The following is a 14,685-nucleotide window of genomic DNA, read 5'->3' as shown; positions in this document are numbered from 1 at the left end:
CCTGTGGGCCTCAGCAACGCACAGCGAGTACCTGACATGAGTTCATTGCCCCGGGTGAAGGTTGCCGCCGCCCACGCAGCGCCGGTGCTGCTCGACAAGACCGCCACGACCGAGAAGGCCGTGTCCATCATCAAGGAGGCGGCCCTTCATGGCGCGCAGGTGATCGCATTCCCGGAGACGTACATCCCGGCGTTCCCGGTGTGGGCGGCCCTGTGGGCGCCCATCTACAACCACGATCTGTTCGAGGCCATGGTCGAGAACAGCGTGTATGTGCCGGGGCCCGAGATAGCCTTGATTGCCGCGGCCGCCAAGCGCTTCGGCGTGTGCGTGTCGATGGGCATCAGCGAACGCAGCACCGTGAGCGCCGGCTGCATCTGGAACTCGAATATCCTGATCGGCGAGTCGGGTGAATTGCTCAACCACCATCGCAAGCTGGTGCCGACCTTCTATGAGAAGCTGGTCTGGGCCTCGGGCGACGGACAGGGGCTTCGCGTCGCCGAGACCCGCTTCGGGCGCATCGGCGGGCTGATCTGCGGCGAGAACACCAACCCGCTCGCACGCTTCTCGCTCATGGCGCAGGCAGAGCAGATCCATGTTTCCAGCTGGCCGCCGATGTGGCCCACGCGCAAGCCCTCGGGCGGCGGCAACTTCGACAACGTTGCGGCAAACCGCATTCGGGCGTCCGCCCATTCGTTCGAAGCGAAGGCGTTCGGAATCATCTGCGCGAGCTTCATGGACAAGGCGATGCGTGACTTCCTGGTGGACCGCGATCCGGCGGTGGCAGAAGTGGTCGACGGCACGCCGCGCGCCGCATCGATGTTCGTGGACCCCACCGGCACGCAGATCGGCGACACGCTCCAGAACGAGGAAGGGATTGCCTATGCCGAGTTCGACCTGAACAAGTGCATCGAGCCGAAGCAGTTCCACGACGTGGTGGGCTACTACAACCGGTTCGACGTCTTCTCTCTGGGCGTCGAACGCCGCCGCCACGAGCCGGTCGCGTGGTCAGGGCCGTCCGATCCGCAGTTTCCGCGGCTGCTCGACGATGAAATGACCGCCGGGGTGCTGGATGAATAGCGCCGCGTTCCTTCCGCCGCTGCCCGAAGGCGTGGAGCGCTCGGTCGTCGATGGCCGGTCTCCGGGGTTCCATCTGAAGCCGCCACCTCCTCCTGCAGCGCTGCGCGACTTCATCACCTCGGATGCGCAGCTCTTCGAGACCATCCACATGGGCTCGGTGGACGTCGATGCGAAGCGCTGGCGCCTGCAGGTCGACGGGCTCGTCCGCAGACCCTTCTCGATCGGGCTGGAAGGTCTCAGGCGGCTGCCTTCGGTTTCCGTCACCGCCTTCCACGAGTGCTTTGGCAGCCCGCTGGTGCCGGCCGACGGCAACCTCTGGCGGGTCGGCAACGTCCGCTGGACCGGTGTGCCGCTGGCGGTGCTGCTTGAGCAAGCCCAACTCGAGGCGGGTGCCTCCCATGTCTGGTCGGACGGCCTCGACAGCGGCGAGTTCGGCGGCCGAAGGATGAACCGGTACCGCAAGGACCTGCCGATCTCGAAGGCGCTGTCTCACGAGGTGCTCGTGGCCTACGAGATGAATGGCGCACCGTTGACGCGCGAGCGAGGCGGCCCGGTTCGCCTCGTGGTGCCTGGCTGGTTCGGCACCAACATGACCAAGTGGCTCTGCCGGCTGTCGGTCAGAGGCCGGCGTGCGAACTCCCCCTTCACAACCGTCTGGTACAACCGCGACACCGAGCAAGAAGGCAAAGTCGATAGAGAGCCGGTGTGGGCCGTCGAGCCCAATTCGATGATCATCCATCCTGCCCCCGGCGACACCATCTCCACGGACAAGGTGGAGGTCATGGGCTGGGCCTGGAGCAACAACGGCATCGGCGGCGTGGCGCTCAGCACCGATGGCGGTGCAACCTGGCAAGAGGCCGAGGTCCGGCCCCGACGAGAATTCGAGTGGCAGCAGTTCGCGACGACGCTTGCGCTGCCGCTGACGCCGGGCCCGGTGAGCATCATCGCGAGAGCATGGGACCGCGATGGGTCGCCCCAGGCATTGGGTGGGACACGCAACGCGGCCCATTCGGTCCAGATCCAGCGGGTTCTAACGGGCTCCTAGGAAGGACTCGTTCAGCGCTCGGCTTCGCTCACCGCCCGGCGATCACCGCTGCCAGAACGCGCATCCCCTGATCGATCTCCTCCACCGTCAGGCTGGCGTATCCGAGGATCAGTCCGGCCGGCCGGGGCTGCATGCGCGAAGGCGGCTTGGCGAACAGCGGCGACACCGGGTAGACGCCCACGCCCTTGCTGCGGGCGGCAGCCGCCAGCGTGGGCTCGTCCTGCGGACGCAGGAATGGCAGCCAGAGCACCACGTGCAGCCCGGCCGCCGCGCCGATGACCGTGGCGCTCGCAGGCAGGTGGCGCGCAATGGCATCGAGCAGCGCCGCGCGGCGACGCTCGTGCTCGCGGCGCGTGCGCCGAACGTGGCGCTCGTAGGCGCCGCCGTCGATCAGCAAGGCCAGCACGCGCTGCTCCAGCACCGGTGCATGGCGGTCGGCCAGCCGCTTGGCCTGCCGGAACACCGGCACCAGTTCAAGCGGCAGCACCAGGTAGCCGAGCCGAAGCTGTGGCGACAGCGCCTTGGAGAAGGTGCCGATGTAGATCACGCGTCCATCCGTGTCGACCGACTGCAGTGCGTCGATCGGGCGCTGGCCGTAGCGAAACTCGCCGTCGTAGTCGTCCTCGACGACCCAGGCGCGGTGTGTTCTCGCCCAACGGAGCAGTTCCAGGCGCCGCCCGATGGGCAGCACACCGCCCAACGGAAACTGGTGTGAAGGCGTCACATAGGCCAGGCGGGTGTGATCGTCGTTTGGTAGCATGGCGGTGTCCAGGCCGTGGGCGTCCACCGGAATCGCCAAGGCATCCGCGCCGGTGGCCTCGAAGCACCGGCGCGCCATCAGGTAGCCGGGCTCCTCGAAAACGAAGGTGTCGCCAGGACCGAGCAGAAGCCGCGCACACAAGTCGATGGCCTGCTGCGAGCCGTGCACCATGACGATCTGCTCGGCATCGCAGGCCAGGCCTCGCGCACGCCGAAGGTATCCCTGCAGGGAGCGGCGCAGCGACGCGTCGCCTTCGGGTGCGACGTAGTAGAGCCTGCGTTGATGGCGCAGCAGTTCAGCCTGGTAGGCACGCCGCCAGGCCAGCGCAGGAAAGTCGCGAGAGGCCACAGCGCCATACAGGAAGTCGATGCGGCAGGGTTCCGCAGGAGCAAGCCCGGGCATGTCGATCGCCGCCACGCGACGGCCGAAGGCCGAGAGCGTCGGTGCAGTCCGGCCGCGCTGCTTCGGCTTCGCATCGGAATGTGCGGGCGCAGCCAAGGGACTCGCGACGCGGGCAACCCGCCCCGCCGACGTGGCAAGAAAGCCCTCGGCCGCGAGCTGCTCGTAGGCAGCGGTGACGGTGGTGCGCGACACCCCCAGGTCTGCCGCCAGGGCACGCGTGGACGGCACCTGCGCGCCCGCGGTGAGCGTCCCATCGGCGATCTGGGAACGTAGCAGGTCGTAGATGCGGCGTCCGGCCCTGTTGGCGCCGGAACTTCGGCTCGATGGCGTTGAAAACTGGTCCATGCAAAAGGAGTGAAACTGGACCTTCCCATTGTGCCGGTTTCGCGCCACAGTACCAGTTGCCCACACCATTCCCGCCCTCCCCCGATGTACCTCCCCACGCACTTTGCCGAAACAAGACCCGAGGAATTGAGCCGGATCATTCGCGACCATCCGCTGGGTGCGCTGGTCACGCACGGGACCTCGGGACTGGATGCCGATCACCTCCCCTTCGAGTTCGATCCCGACGTGGGAACGCATGGCTTGCTGTCGGCGCATGTCGCCCGCGCCAACCCGCTGTGGCGGCGCTGCCCCACCGGGACTCCGGTGATGGTCATCTTTGGCGGCGCGCAGGCCTACATCTCGCCCAACTGGTACCCGTCCAAGCACGATGCGCATCGGCAGGTGCCGACCTGGAACTACGAGGTGGTGCACGCGCACGGCGTGCTCACCGTGCACGACGACGAGCGCTTTGCGCGCGGCATCATCGCGCGCCTGACGCGGCGCCACGAGGCAGCCGAACCGAAGCCCTGGAAGATGGGCGACTCCGCACCCGAGTACATCGACAGCATGGTGCGCAACATCGTGGGCATCGAGATTGCCGTCACCTCGCTCGTGGGCAAGGCCAAGCTCAGCCAGAACAAGGAATCGCGGGACCGCCTCAATGCCGCAGAGATGTTGAAGGCGCGTGGATACGAGGAGATGTCGGAATTGATGCGCAACGCCAGCGGAGCGAGCTGACGAGGCCTGCACGACCCATGTACACGTCCACCTTCACTTTCGCAAAGGGCGAGTTCGACGACGAGTTCCATGCCCTGGACAGCGTCATTGCCCAGCTTGCCAAATCCATCCCAGGCTACCTTGGCGAGGAGACCTGGGAGAACCCTGCAGCAGGGCTTGTCTGCAACGTGTACTACTGGAAGACGATGGAGGCGCTGGAGGAACTCACCGGGCACCCGGAGCACATCGCCGCAAAGCAGCGCCAGGCGCGTTGGCTCAATGGCTACCAGGTGGTCATTGCACGGGTTGTCCGCAGCCATGGCGATGGCGGCATTCCGCATCCCCTGGCCAACTGAACATAGCATTCCGTCAGGAAACACCATGGCGATCGAAACACTTGACCGGCCGCTGCGGTATTTCCTTTGCATCGCGGAGCTGGGCTCGCTCTCCAAGGCCGCCGACAAGCTCGACCAGACACAGTCGGGATTGAGCAAGCAATTGGGCACGCTCGAATCGAACCTTGGCCAGCCCTTGTTTGTGAGGACGGGCCGCGGCGTCGAGTTGACCGAAGGTGGCACGAAACTCTACGACGCTCTGGCGCCGGCCTTCAGAGAGATCGACCGCGCGGTCGACAGCGTGCGCCGGCAAGGGGTTACGCACGGCACGGTCCGCTTGGCGACGGTTCATACACTCAGCTACTACTTCGTCGCCGAGGTGTTCTCGCTCTTCGTCAGCACACACCCGGATGTGAATCTCTCGCTGTTGAGCCGCAGCTCGCCCGAAGTCGTCGCTCTCGTCGAGAACGGCAAGGCGGACCTGGGCTTCGTCTACGACTCCGCGGTGGACTGCGGGTCCTTGGCATCGAAGCCGCTGTTCGAGGACGAGATGGCGCTTGTGGTCCTCGACAGCAGTCCCCTGGAATCCCCCCAGGACCTGTCGACGCTCGGCCTGCGCCTGGTCGGCTTTCCTGCGCACTACGCTCTGAGGAGGATGATTCACAGCGCCGGACTGCAGGCCACCTATGTTGCCGAGGCCGAAACCATAGACGCCATGCTCAAGCTCGTTTCCTCCGGCGTCGGCCATTGCATCTTGCCTTCGCGCATTCCCGACAGACTGCTTGCCGACTACGGGCTTCGCAAGGTGTCCATCGATCGCCCGGCGCTGCGCCGTCGCGTGGTGGCCATCTCCCATACGGGAAAGGCGATGGCACCGTTGACCTCGGACCTGCTCGCTTGCGTCTTGCAGGTCGCCGAACAACTGCAACGCTCGACCTGATGTTTTCGGTTCCGGGATGCTCCAATGCCGCGCTGCTACAGCAATGAGTCCAATGCCTGACGAAGGTCGGCGAGGATGTCATCCACATCTTCCAACCCGACAGACAAGCGGATGAGGTCCATCGTCACGCCCGGCGCTGAGGCGCGCGGCAGGCTCGACCTTCCGGCGCGCCAGGATCAGGGTGCCGGGATGGGTGATCAGGGTTTCGGTGTCGCCCAGGCTGATGGCCCTGGAGATGAGCTGCAACCGATCGATCATCGCAATGGCGCCGTCGCCACCGGTGTGCAGCTCGAACGAGAGCATCCCGCCTCCCGCACTCATCTGCGAGAGGCCGAGCGGCCGATCCGGGCTGCCTTCGAGATAGGCATACCGCACGAGCTTGACCGCCGGGTGGGCTTCCAGCATGCGGGCGACCTTCAATGCGCTCTCGCTGTGCTGGCGCATTCGCAGCGTCAGCGTCTTCAGTCCGCGCAGGACCAGGAAGCACAGCATGGGCGAGAGCGTCGCGCCAGTCATGTACTTGAGGCCTGCCGACCTGATGCGCTGGATCGTGGGCAGATCGCCGAGCACGACTCCGGCGAGCAGATCGCCGTGCCCGTTGATGTACTTCGTCATGGAGTGCACCACGAGGTCGGCACCGTGCTCGATCGGCCGCTGCAGCGCGGGCGAGCCGAAGGTCGAATCCACGAGCACCCGGACGCCGGGACGGCTGTGTGCCACGTCGGCCAGCGCCTTGATGTTCAAGAGCTGAGCCGTCGGGTTCACAGGCGTTTCAAAGTACACGATCCGCGTGCGATCGGACAAGGCCTCCTCGAGGTTCCCGGGTTTGGTGAGATCGACCTTGGTGACCTTCACCCCAAAGCGCGGCAAGCCCTCGTCGACCAACGAGGTCGCCGTCGAGTACATCGTGTGATGCACGATCAACTCGTCGTCGGCCGAAAGAAGCGTGAGCAAGGTGGAGCAGATGGCCCCCATGCCGGAGCCGGTGGCCAGCGCGGCCTCGGCACCTTCGAGCTCTGCGAGCCTCGTCTCCAGGAGGTGCTGTGTGGGGTTGTGCTGCCGGCCGTAGACGTACCGGTCGCTTTCTCCGGAGAACACCGCTGCCGCCTCCGCCGTGTTGTCGAAGGCGAAGGTGGACGTCATGTAGATCGGCGGAGAGACGGCGCCATAGGGATCGGATCTGTCGTGGCCATGGTGCAGCGCGCGGGTCTGGAACCCGAGGCCTTGCGAATCCTCTTTCATGCTTACATCTTTCATTCTTGAATCCGTCGATAAAAACAAACCGGCTTGCTGGAGGCGGCGGCAGCGCCTAGTGGACGATCTGGTTCAGGAACTGGCGGGCGCGATCTGTCCGCGGCTTGCCGAAGAACAGCTCGGGAACGTTCTCTTCGACGATCTCCCCGCGGTCCATGAAGATGACCCGGTCCGCCACCTTGCGGGCGAAGCCCATCTCGTGCGTCACGCAGAGCATGGTCATCTTCGTTTCCTCGGCCAGGCTCACCATGACGTCGAGCACTTCCTTGACCATCTCCGGGTCAAGCGCCGAAGTGGGCTCGTCGAACAGCATGACCTTGGGCGACATGCACAGCGACCTCGCTATCGCAACACGCTGCTGCTGCCCGCCGGACAGCTGGCCGGGGTACTTGTGCGCCTGGTCGGGAATACGAACCCGCTCCAGGTAGTTCATTGCGACCGCCTGCGCTTCGGCCAGCGGTTTCTTGAGGACCCAGGTCGGCCCCAGCGTGAGGTTCTCCAGCACGGTGAGGTGAGGAAACAGGTTGAAGTGCTGGAACACCATGCCCACCTCCCTCCTGACGGCGTCGATACGCTTCAGGTCGTGGATCAGCTCGACGCCATTCACCTCGATGCGCCCCGACTGATGTTCTTCGAGTCGGTTGATGCAGCGGATCATCGTGGACTTGCCCGACCCGGAAGGTCCGCAGATCACGATCCGCTCCCCCCTCTGCACGTTCAGATCGATGTCTTGCAGGACATGAAAGTCCCCATACCATTTGTTGACCTTCTGCAGACTGACGATGACTTCGCTCATTGATATTCCCCTGGCAGGTTAGCGCTTCAGATTCCGTTCGAGGGACCGGCTGTACCTCGATATGGAATAGCAGAAGATGAAATAGATCAGGCCGATGAACAGGTACGCCTCGACACCGAAGCCGGTCCAAGCCGGGTCCGACAGAGCCGCTTTCGCTGCTTGCGTGAGGTCGAAGATTCCGATGATCACGACGAGCGAGGTGTCCTTGAAAAGCGCGATGAAGGTGCTCACCAGCGGTGGGATCACCACCTTGAGGGCCTGGGGCAGCACGATCTTCCCCGTCTGCTGCCAGTAGCTCAATCCGATGGACTCGGCGCCCTCGTACTGGCCCTTCGGAATGGCCTGGAGTCCGCCACGGACAATTTCCGCGATGTAGGCAGCGGCAAAGAAGATGATCGCCAGCTGTGCCCTCAACAGCTTGTCGATGGCGAAGCCCTCAGGCAAGAACAAGGGCAGCATCACCGACGACATGAACAGCAGGCTGATCAGGGGCACGCCGCGTATCAGCTCGATGTATGCAACGCACATTGCCTTGATCGCCGGCATCCGGGAGCGGCGTCCCAGGGCGAGCAGGATGCCGATGGGAAAGGCAAATGCGATTCCGAACGTCGACAGGATCAGCGTCAGGGGCAGGCCGCCCCAGCGCGTGTTCTCAACAAAGGCCAGGCCCAGGAATCCGCCCCACATCAAGGTCGCCACCGCACCGATCGTGAACACCCACAACCCGACAATCTGGAGACCGGCCAGCCGGCGCGCGGCGGTCCAGACGATCGACGCCACGAGCAGCGCCGTGGCGAGCAATGGGCGCCATTGCTCGGCGTGCGGGTAGGTACCAAAGAGAATCAACCGATACTTCTCCCGGATGAAAGCCCAGCAAGCCCCGCCTGCGTCCCTGCAGGCCTGTGCGTCGGGGGCCTGGAAGCTGGCCTTGACCAACAGCCACTGCACGAGTGGCGGTGCCAGCATCAGGACGAGCCAGATCGTCAGGATCGTCAAGACCGCACTTGCCGGAGATTGGAAAAGACATTGGCGCAGCCTGGTCGCCAGCTTGGCCCGGACTCTGGGCGGCGCCAGCAAAACGGGCTGGTCCGTGTGGGTGGTGGTGCTCATCTTTCCACCAGCGCGATGCGCTTGTTGTACCAGTTCATCAACAGCGAAACCGTCAGGCTCACGGTCATGAAGGCCGCCATGATGATCAGGACGCCCTCGATCGCCTGGCCGGTCTGGTTGAGGACGGTGTTGACGACGGAAACCAGGTCGGGGTAGCCGATTGCGACGGCGAGCGAGCTGTTCTTGACCAGGTTCAGGTACTGGCTCGTCGTGGGGGGAACGATGACGCGGAGCGCCTGGGGCAAGATCACGAGCCGAAGCACGCGCGACCTGGGAAGCCCGAGCGTCTGTGCCGCCTCCCATTGGCCATGGCTCACCGATTGGACGCCGGCACGGACGATCTCCGCAATGAACCCCGCGGTGTAGGTGACGAGCCCGACCAGCAATGCGAACAGCTCGGGAGAGAGCGCCCAGCCTCCCTCGAAGTTGAACCCGCTCCGGTGAGGAATGCTGAGATGAAATTCGCGCCCTCCGAGCAGCCAGCCGACCGTCGGCATCAGCAGCAGGAACGTCAGCGCAATAGGCCACAGTCTGGCTGGGACACCGGTCTGGCGCCGTCTGGCGCGCTGCCATCGGCTGACCGCGAAGATGGCGATTGCGGCGAGCACCAGTCCCCAAAGAATTCCCGTCACGGCCGGTCCGTCCACCGATGGCATCAGCATGCCTCGGTTGGACAGGTAGATACCCGGAAGCGGATGAAAGGCCGCCTTCGGACCCGGCAGCAGTTCACCGATGACGGCATACCAGATCAACAGTTGCAGCAGAAGCGGCACATTGCGGATCAGTTCCACGTATGCACTTGCCAGCCGCGCGACGAGCCAATTGCTCGACAACCTCGCGATCCCGACAATGACGCCGAGCATCGTGGCCAACACCAATGCGACGGCGGAGACCCGCAGCGTGTTGGCGAGTCCCACGAGAATGGCGCGGGCGTAGGTGTCCGATGGGGAATACTCGATCAGCGACTCGCCGATGGCGAAACCCGCTTCTCTTTCCAGAAATGCAAAACCAGTCGCGATGTTGCGCGTCGCGAGGTTGTGCAAGGTGTTGGAGACGAGGTAGTACGCCAAGAGGGCGGCCAGCCCAACGACGACGAACTGATAGGCAAGTGCCCTGAACTCCGGGTTGTTCCAGCTGAACTTGAGCGGTGCGCGATGGTGTGAACTCATGGGGAGGTCGAGTGCCTGTCGCTCGAGCGTGGGCTAGCGAATAGGCCACCCGTACATCAGCCCGCCCTTCGTGTACAAGGCATTCAGGCCGCGATCGAGCTTCATCGGACTCCCTGCGCCCAGGCTGCGGTCGAACATCTCACCGTAGTTGCCAACCTGCTTGATGATGTTGTAGGCCCACTTGTCGTCAAGCCCGAGCCCCTTGCCCATGCCGGGCGAGGTACCGAGGATCCGCTGGATGTTGGGCGGGATGCTGCCCTTTGCGATCTCGTCGACATTCTTGGACGTCAGGTTGTATTCCTCCGCCTCCAGAAGCGCATTGAGCGACCAGCGCACGACGTTGAACCAGGCTTCGTCGCCTTGGCGCACCATCGGTCCGAGCGGCTCCTTGGACAGGGGCTCCGGCAAGATCACATACTTGTCCGTGTTTCCGAAAGCGATACGCGCCAGCGCCAGCTGCGACTTGTCCATCGTGATGCCATCGCAGCGGCCCGCCGCGAATGCGCGCTTGATCTCGTCGACGGTGTCCAGCAGCACCGGCTTGAAGCTCTGCTTGAGGCCGCGAAACCAGTCGGTGAGGTTCAGTTCGGTGGTGGTTCCCGGCAGGACGCAGATGGTGGCGCCCGCCAGATTCTTCGCACTGCTGACGTTGGCATCCTTGGTCACCATGATGCCCTGGCTGTCATAGAAGTTCACGCCAACGCCAATGAGGCCCAGGGTGGTGTCGCGCGACATCGTCTGGGTGGTGTTGCGCGTCAGGACGTCGACCTCGCCGGACTGCAGCGCAGTGAAGCGTGCTTGCGTGGTGAGCGGGATGACCTTGAACTTCGTCGCATTGCCGAACATCGCGGCGGCAATCGCACGGCAGGTGTCCACGTCGATGCCCTGCCACTCCCCCTTGCTGTCGGTGAATGCGAATCCGGGGAGGTTCGTCGAGACACCGCACTGCACGAAGCCACGCTTCTTCACCGTGTCGAATGTTTGGCCGGCATGGCCCATGCCGGAGAGACAAAGGCCGATCAGGGCGGCGGCCGCAAGGCGAACGAGTTTCATGGCGATCTTTCTGTGGGAAACGGAGTTTTTCAGCGCCGAGCGCTGGGCATGGAAAGCAGGCGGGCGAACGCGGTCCGGGACGTACATGCCGGATGCATGCCCGCCGGATGCGAGACGCAGAAGTCGGGCGGCGCTCTAGGGACGAGGCCGGCCGTCGAGCGGCGGCGCCGCGCCTGCTCCGGCCTGCCGGCACCAATAGTCGAAGGTGCTGTTCACGATCGAAGGCTTCAGCAGATAGTCGTGCGCCTCGCGGGCCAGCGTGTCGTCCACCGGCGTCAACGGGCCGAATGCGGCTTGGGCCCGCAGCTGCATCCGTGCGGCACGCTCGAGATAAACAGACAGATAGGTGGCTTCCTGTGTCGTCCTTCCGGCCGTCAGGTAGCCGTGGTTCGCCAGGATGATGGCTCGCTTCGCTCCGAGCGCCCGCGAGATGATGACGCCTTCATCATCCGCAATGGGCACCCCCGGCCACTCGGCAAGGAACGCGCAATCGTCATGCAGGGGCGTCATGTCCATCTGGGCGATGACCAGCGGCTGCCTGGCTGCAGCGAGCGCGGAGGCCCAGGGCGAATGCGTGTGGACGATGGACTGAACGTCGGGCCGCGCCTCGTACACCCATAGATGGAAACGCGTCGCGGGGTTCGGCATGCCGCTGCCCGTCAGCGTGTTCAGGTCGCCATCGACTTCAATGAAGTCGTCCGGCGTGGCTTCGTCGAAGCCGAGCCCGAACCTGAGCGTCCAGTACGCGCCTGCTCGCTCGGACCGTGCGCTGATCTGGCCTGCAAGACCCGCTTCCTGCCCCGTCATGGCAAGGATCCGGCAAGCACAAGCCAGGTTTTCCTTCAAGGTCCGGCGAGGTGACGCCAGGTGCTTGGCCATCTCCCGGGTGGCACGATCGTCGAAGTAGTCCTTGGACCGCAAGTCTTCAGCCATGTGGTGTGTCTCCATGTCTTGTAATGACACAAAGTATCCTGGGCTGCCGCACAAGAAACCATGCAGCACAGCTCATAGCAGCTATGAGCTTTGCGCGACGGCGTCGCGAATGAATGGACCTGCGCTCACTCCCACTTGAGGGAGCGCTCTACCGACATGTCCGGATCACTGCAGACTTCGATCAACACCGGTCCCTCGATGCGCATGGCTTGTTCGACGATGCCTGCGGCATCCCTTGAGTGCTCGATCCTGTACCCACGGGCACCGAATGCCTCGGCAAGTTTTGCGAAGCCCGGATTGGCCAGGTCGGTGCCGCTGACGCGATGGGGAAAGTGCCGCTGCTGGTGGGTGCGGATGGTGCCGTATGACCCATTGTTCGACACCACCACGCGCAGGTTCAGCCCTCGGTCGACCGCAGTGATCAGTTCGTTGCCGTTCATGAGAAATCCGCCGTCGCCGACGAAGGCGAGGACTTCTCGCCCCGGATGGCGCAAGGCAGCCGCGATGCCGGCCGGGACCCCCGTTCCCATGGCGCCGCAAGCCGAACCGAGCAGCCGGTTCGCCGGCGTCATCTTGAAGATGCGGTGAACCCAGGCTGCAAAGTTGCCGGAATCGGTGGTCAAGACCGCATCGCTGCTGGCGAGCCGTGCAAGCGCCATGATCGTGTGGCCCAGGACATCGTTCGCCACCACATTCTGTGGCTGCCAGCCGTGCGCACGGTCGGCCGCCGCGCGCACCCGCTCGAGCCACTGGCTCGACACCACCCCGGAGCCGCCATGGCGCAATGCGGCGCGCACGAAGCCATGCGCCGTCGAGACGATCGGCAGTTCCGCCGAAAAATGGCGCCCGATCATGGACGGATCGGGGTACACGTGAACGAACTTCTGCGCATTGGTGCCTTGCCGCGGAAAGGCGAACCCCAGGGACGACACGTCGCCCATGCGGCTGCCGATCGCGACGATCAGGTCGGCCTCGCTGAAGAGCGCGGTGTGCGCGGGCGAGGTGAAGAAGCCCAGTTGGCCCACCCAGTGAGGGTCCGTGTTGGAGTACTGGTCCTGGTTCTTGTTGGTGACGGCAACGGGAATGTTCCACCGGCCGACGAGCGCGTGGAGATCGTTGCGGAAATCATCGGTCCGGCACTCACCACCCACGATCAGGATCGGCCGGCTGGCCCTGGAGATCAGCTCGTGCACGCGCGCCGCATCCTCCAGGGTCGCCTCGGCGAATGCCACTGCGTGAACCCGCGCCGGCTGCCGCTCGACCAGCTCGGTCAGCACGTCTTCGGGCAGCTCGACGGCGACCGGCCCCGGTGTTCCCGATGCGGCCACGGCAAAGGCGCGGGCCATCACTTCGGCAACGGCCGCTGCCTTGTCGATGCGCCCCGACCATTTCAGCAAGCCGGAAAAAGCTTTGCCGGAATCGATTTCCTGGACGGCGCCGCGGCCCAGGTTGGGCGTTTCGACCTGGCCGATCAAGAGGATCAGCGGAACCGCTTCTTCGGCCGCCACGTGGACGCCGATCGCGGCATTGAAAGCCCCCGGCCCTCTGCTCGCCATGACGATGCCGGCGCGGCCCGTCAGCTTGGCGTCCGCGATCGCGGCCAGGGCCGCGGATCCTTCGTGCCGGCATGTCACCAGATCGAAGTCCTCCCGCGCGTGAAGCGCATCCAGGAGCGCAAGGAAGCTCTCGCCGGGAACGCTGAATGCGCGGTCCGCGCCGTGCGCGACCATGCTGTCGACGATGGCCTCGGCAACTCTGTAGGTCATGAACGTCCTTCTTTCAAGACGCGTTCACATCGACGACCACGCGGCCCCGGATCTCGCCCCGCATGAGCCGGGCGGCTGCATCGATCGCTTGCGGCAGCGCGATCTCGGCCGCTATGTCTTCCAGGATCGAGCCATCCAGGTCGCGCGCCAGCCGCTCCCATGCGGCGACACGGTCTGCCTTGGGCCGCATCACGCTATCGATGCCGATGAGACTTACACCACGGAGGATGAATGGCGCCACCGACGCAGGCAGGTCGAGCCCCTGGGCCAGGCCGCATGCAGCGACCACGCCGTTGTATCGAAGCTGCGCGCATACGTTGGCCAGCGTGTGGCTGCCAACCGAATCCACGGCAGCGGCCCAGCGCTCCTTCTGCAGCGGCTTGCCCGCCTCGCTCAACTCCTTGCGATCGATCAAGTCGCTGGCCCCGAGCCGCCGCAGATAGTCGGATTCGTCCATTCGCCCCGTGGACGCGGTGACCGTGTACCCGAGCTTGGCCAGGAGCGCGATCGCAACGCTTCCCACGCCGCCGTTCGCCCCCGTCACGAGCACCGGCCCATCGCCTGGCTTCAGCCCGTGCCGCTCCAGGGCCATCACGCACAGCATGGCGGTGTACCCCGCGGTTCCGATGGCCATGGCATCCCTGGTACTGAAGCGCTTCGGCAGCGGAATCAACCAGTCGCCCTTCACGCGCGCCCGCTGCGCAAGCCCGCCCCAGTGCGCTTCGCCAACGCCCCAGCCGTTGAGCACCACCGTGTCGCCCGGCTTGAATCCGGGATGGTCGCTCTGCTCCACGACGCCCGCAAAGTCGATGCCCGGCACCATGGGAAAGCTCCGGACTACGGGCCCCTTTCCGGTGATGGCCAGGCCGTCCTTGTAGTTCAGCGTGCTGTATTCGACGCGGACCGTGACGTCGCCTGGGGGCAGGCGGTTTTCATCAATCTCGGCCAGCGAGGCGCGGTAGCCTTCCGCGTCTTTTTCCACAACGATGCCTTTGAACATAATT

General features: G+C 64.6%; 15 protein-coding genes. 5 read left to right on the top strand and 10 right to left on the bottom strand.

All coding sequences use genetic code 11. The features are described from left to right. Window positions 1-36 precede the first annotated feature (36 nt). Window positions 37-1,077, top strand: coding sequence for a carbon-nitrogen hydrolase family protein (locus ABID97_RS13345; protein ID WP_354398943.1), 1,041 nt, complete (start codon window positions 37-39; stop codon window positions 1,075-1,077). Next, complete coding sequence (locus ABID97_RS13340; protein ID WP_354398942.1) at window positions 1,070-2,122, top strand: molybdopterin-dependent oxidoreductase; 1,053 nt, start codon at window positions 1,070-1,072, stop codon at window positions 2,120-2,122. The genes ABID97_RS13345 and ABID97_RS13340 overlap by 8 nt, the downstream gene beginning before the upstream one ends. 28 nt (window positions 2,123-2,150) lie before the next feature. Here ABID97_RS13340 and pdxR read toward each other — a convergent pair whose 3' ends face one another. Next, entirely contained in the window at window positions 2,151-3,629 is a 1,479-nt protein-coding gene (pdxR, locus tag ABID97_RS13335; RefSeq protein WP_354398941.1) for a MocR-like pyridoxine biosynthesis transcription factor PdxR, read from the bottom strand. Window positions 3,630-3,713: 84 nt separating this feature from the next. Here pdxR and ABID97_RS13330 point away from each other — a divergent pair, with 84 nt between their 5' ends. The 3 genes from ABID97_RS13330 to ABID97_RS13320 are packed head-to-tail and all read left to right on the top strand — an operon-like array spanning window position 3,714 to window position 5,600. Further along, entirely contained in the window at window positions 3,714-4,346 is a 633-nt protein-coding gene (locus tag ABID97_RS13330) for an FMN-binding negative transcriptional regulator (RefSeq protein WP_354398940.1), read from the top strand. Between the two features lie 17 nt (window positions 4,347-4,363). Then, complete coding sequence (locus ABID97_RS13325) at window positions 4,364-4,681, top strand: antibiotic biosynthesis monooxygenase family protein (RefSeq protein WP_354398939.1); 318 nt, start codon at window positions 4,364-4,366, stop codon at window positions 4,679-4,681. Between the two features lie 31 nt (window positions 4,682-4,712). Continuing rightward, window positions 4,713-5,600, top strand: a complete 888-nt coding sequence (locus ABID97_RS13320) for a LysR family transcriptional regulator (RefSeq protein ID WP_354401761.1) — start codon at window positions 4,713-4,715, stop codon at window positions 5,598-5,600. 35 nt (window positions 5,601-5,635) lie between these two features. On the opposite strand, the gene ABID97_RS13315 is transcribed toward ABID97_RS13320, so the two are convergent. The 9 genes from ABID97_RS13315 to acuI all read right to left on the bottom strand — a co-directional run bounded on the left by ABID97_RS13315 (window position 5,636) and on the right by acuI (window position 14,681). Then, window positions 5,636-5,707, bottom strand: a complete 72-nt coding sequence (locus tag ABID97_RS13315; RefSeq protein WP_354401760.1) for a hypothetical protein — start codon at window positions 5,705-5,707, stop codon at window positions 5,636-5,638. After that, window positions 5,679-6,842 (bottom strand): trans-sulfuration enzyme family protein, encoded by a 1,164-nt coding sequence (locus ABID97_RS13310; RefSeq protein WP_354398938.1) that lies wholly within the window; start codon window positions 6,840-6,842, stop codon window positions 5,679-5,681. The genes ABID97_RS13315 and ABID97_RS13310 overlap by 29 nt, the downstream gene beginning before the upstream one ends. A 67-nt stretch (window positions 6,843-6,909) precedes the next feature. After that, window positions 6,910-7,650 carry an amino acid ABC transporter ATP-binding protein gene (locus tag ABID97_RS13305; RefSeq protein WP_354398937.1) on the bottom strand — a complete coding sequence of 247 codons (741 nt, stop codon included), beginning with the start codon at window positions 7,648-7,650 and terminating at the stop codon, window positions 6,910-6,912. Window positions 7,651-7,668: 18 nt separating this feature from the next. Next, window positions 7,669-8,760 (bottom strand): amino acid ABC transporter permease, encoded by a 1,092-nt coding sequence (locus ABID97_RS13300; protein ID WP_354398936.1) that lies wholly within the window; start codon window positions 8,758-8,760, stop codon window positions 7,669-7,671. After that, window positions 8,757-9,929, bottom strand: a complete 1,173-nt coding sequence (locus ABID97_RS13295; RefSeq protein ID WP_354398935.1) for an amino acid ABC transporter permease — start codon at window positions 9,927-9,929, stop codon at window positions 8,757-8,759. Before ABID97_RS13295 ends, ABID97_RS13300 begins: the two co-directional genes overlap by 4 nt. 33 nt (window positions 9,930-9,962) lie before the next feature. Further along, entirely contained in the window at window positions 9,963-10,982 is a 1,020-nt protein-coding gene (locus ABID97_RS13290) for an amino acid ABC transporter substrate-binding protein (RefSeq protein ID WP_354401759.1), read from the bottom strand. Window positions 10,983-11,117: 135 nt separating this feature from the next. Next, a complete protein-coding gene (locus tag ABID97_RS13285) occupies window positions 11,118-11,915 on the bottom strand; it encodes an aldolase (protein WP_354398934.1) in 798 nt (265 codons plus the stop codon). Window positions 11,916-12,040: 125 nt separating this feature from the next. Then, on the bottom strand, window positions 12,041-13,681 hold the full coding sequence (locus ABID97_RS13280; RefSeq protein ID WP_354398933.1) for a thiamine pyrophosphate-dependent enzyme: 1,641 nt from the start codon (window positions 13,679-13,681) through the stop codon (window positions 12,041-12,043). 13 nt (window positions 13,682-13,694) lie between these two features. Then, window positions 13,695-14,681 carry an acrylyl-CoA reductase (NADPH) gene (acuI, locus tag ABID97_RS13275; RefSeq protein ID WP_354398932.1) on the bottom strand — a complete coding sequence of 329 codons (987 nt, stop codon included), beginning with the start codon at window positions 14,679-14,681 and terminating at the stop codon, window positions 13,695-13,697. Between the last annotated feature and the right edge of the window lie 4 nt (window positions 14,682-14,685).

The organism is Variovorax sp. OAS795 (assembly GCF_040546685.1).
Classification (GTDB): Bacteria; Pseudomonadota; Gammaproteobacteria; order Burkholderiales; family Burkholderiaceae_C; genus Variovorax.
This window is presented reverse-complemented; position numbering and strand designations above follow the sequence as displayed.

Excerpts from the sequence above, each read along its gene's own strand:
- ABID97_RS13345 (WP_354398943.1), top strand. The coding sequence starts at position 37 with ATGAGTTCATTGCCCCGGGTGAAGGTTGCCGCCGCCCACGCAGCGCCG.
- ABID97_RS13340 (WP_354398942.1), top strand. The coding sequence starts at position 1,070 with ATGAATAGCGCCGCGTTCCTTCCGCCGCTGCCCGAAGGCGTGGAGCGC.
- pdxR (WP_354398941.1), bottom strand. The coding sequence starts at position 3,629 with ATGGACCAGTTTTCAACGCCATCGAGCCGAAGTTCCGGCGCCAACAGG.
- ABID97_RS13330 (WP_354398940.1), top strand. The coding sequence starts at position 3,714 with ATGTACCTCCCCACGCACTTTGCCGAAACAAGACCCGAGGAATTGAGC.
- ABID97_RS13325 (WP_354398939.1), top strand. The coding sequence starts at position 4,364 with ATGTACACGTCCACCTTCACTTTCGCAAAGGGCGAGTTCGACGACGAG.
- ABID97_RS13310 (WP_354398938.1), bottom strand. The coding sequence starts at position 6,842 with ATGAAAGAGGATTCGCAAGGCCTCGGGTTCCAGACCCGCGCGCTGCAC.
- ABID97_RS13305 (WP_354398937.1), bottom strand. The coding sequence starts at position 7,650 with ATGAGCGAAGTCATCGTCAGTCTGCAGAAGGTCAACAAATGGTATGGG.
- ABID97_RS13300 (WP_354398936.1), bottom strand. The coding sequence starts at position 8,760 with ATGAGCACCACCACCCACACGGACCAGCCCGTTTTGCTGGCGCCGCCC.
- ABID97_RS13295 (WP_354398935.1), bottom strand. The coding sequence starts at position 9,929 with ATGAGTTCACACCATCGCGCACCGCTCAAGTTCAGCTGGAACAACCCG.
- ABID97_RS13290 (WP_354401759.1), bottom strand. The coding sequence starts at position 10,982 with ATGAAACTCGTTCGCCTTGCGGCCGCCGCCCTGATCGGCCTTTGTCTC.
- ABID97_RS13285 (WP_354398934.1), bottom strand. The coding sequence starts at position 11,915 with ATGGCTGAAGACTTGCGGTCCAAGGACTACTTCGACGATCGTGCCACC.
- ABID97_RS13280 (WP_354398933.1), bottom strand. The coding sequence starts at position 13,681 with ATGACCTACAGAGTTGCCGAGGCCATCGTCGACAGCATGGTCGCGCAC.
- acuI (WP_354398932.1), bottom strand. The coding sequence starts at position 14,681 with ATGTTCAAAGGCATCGTTGTGGAAAAAGACGCGGAAGGCTACCGCGCC.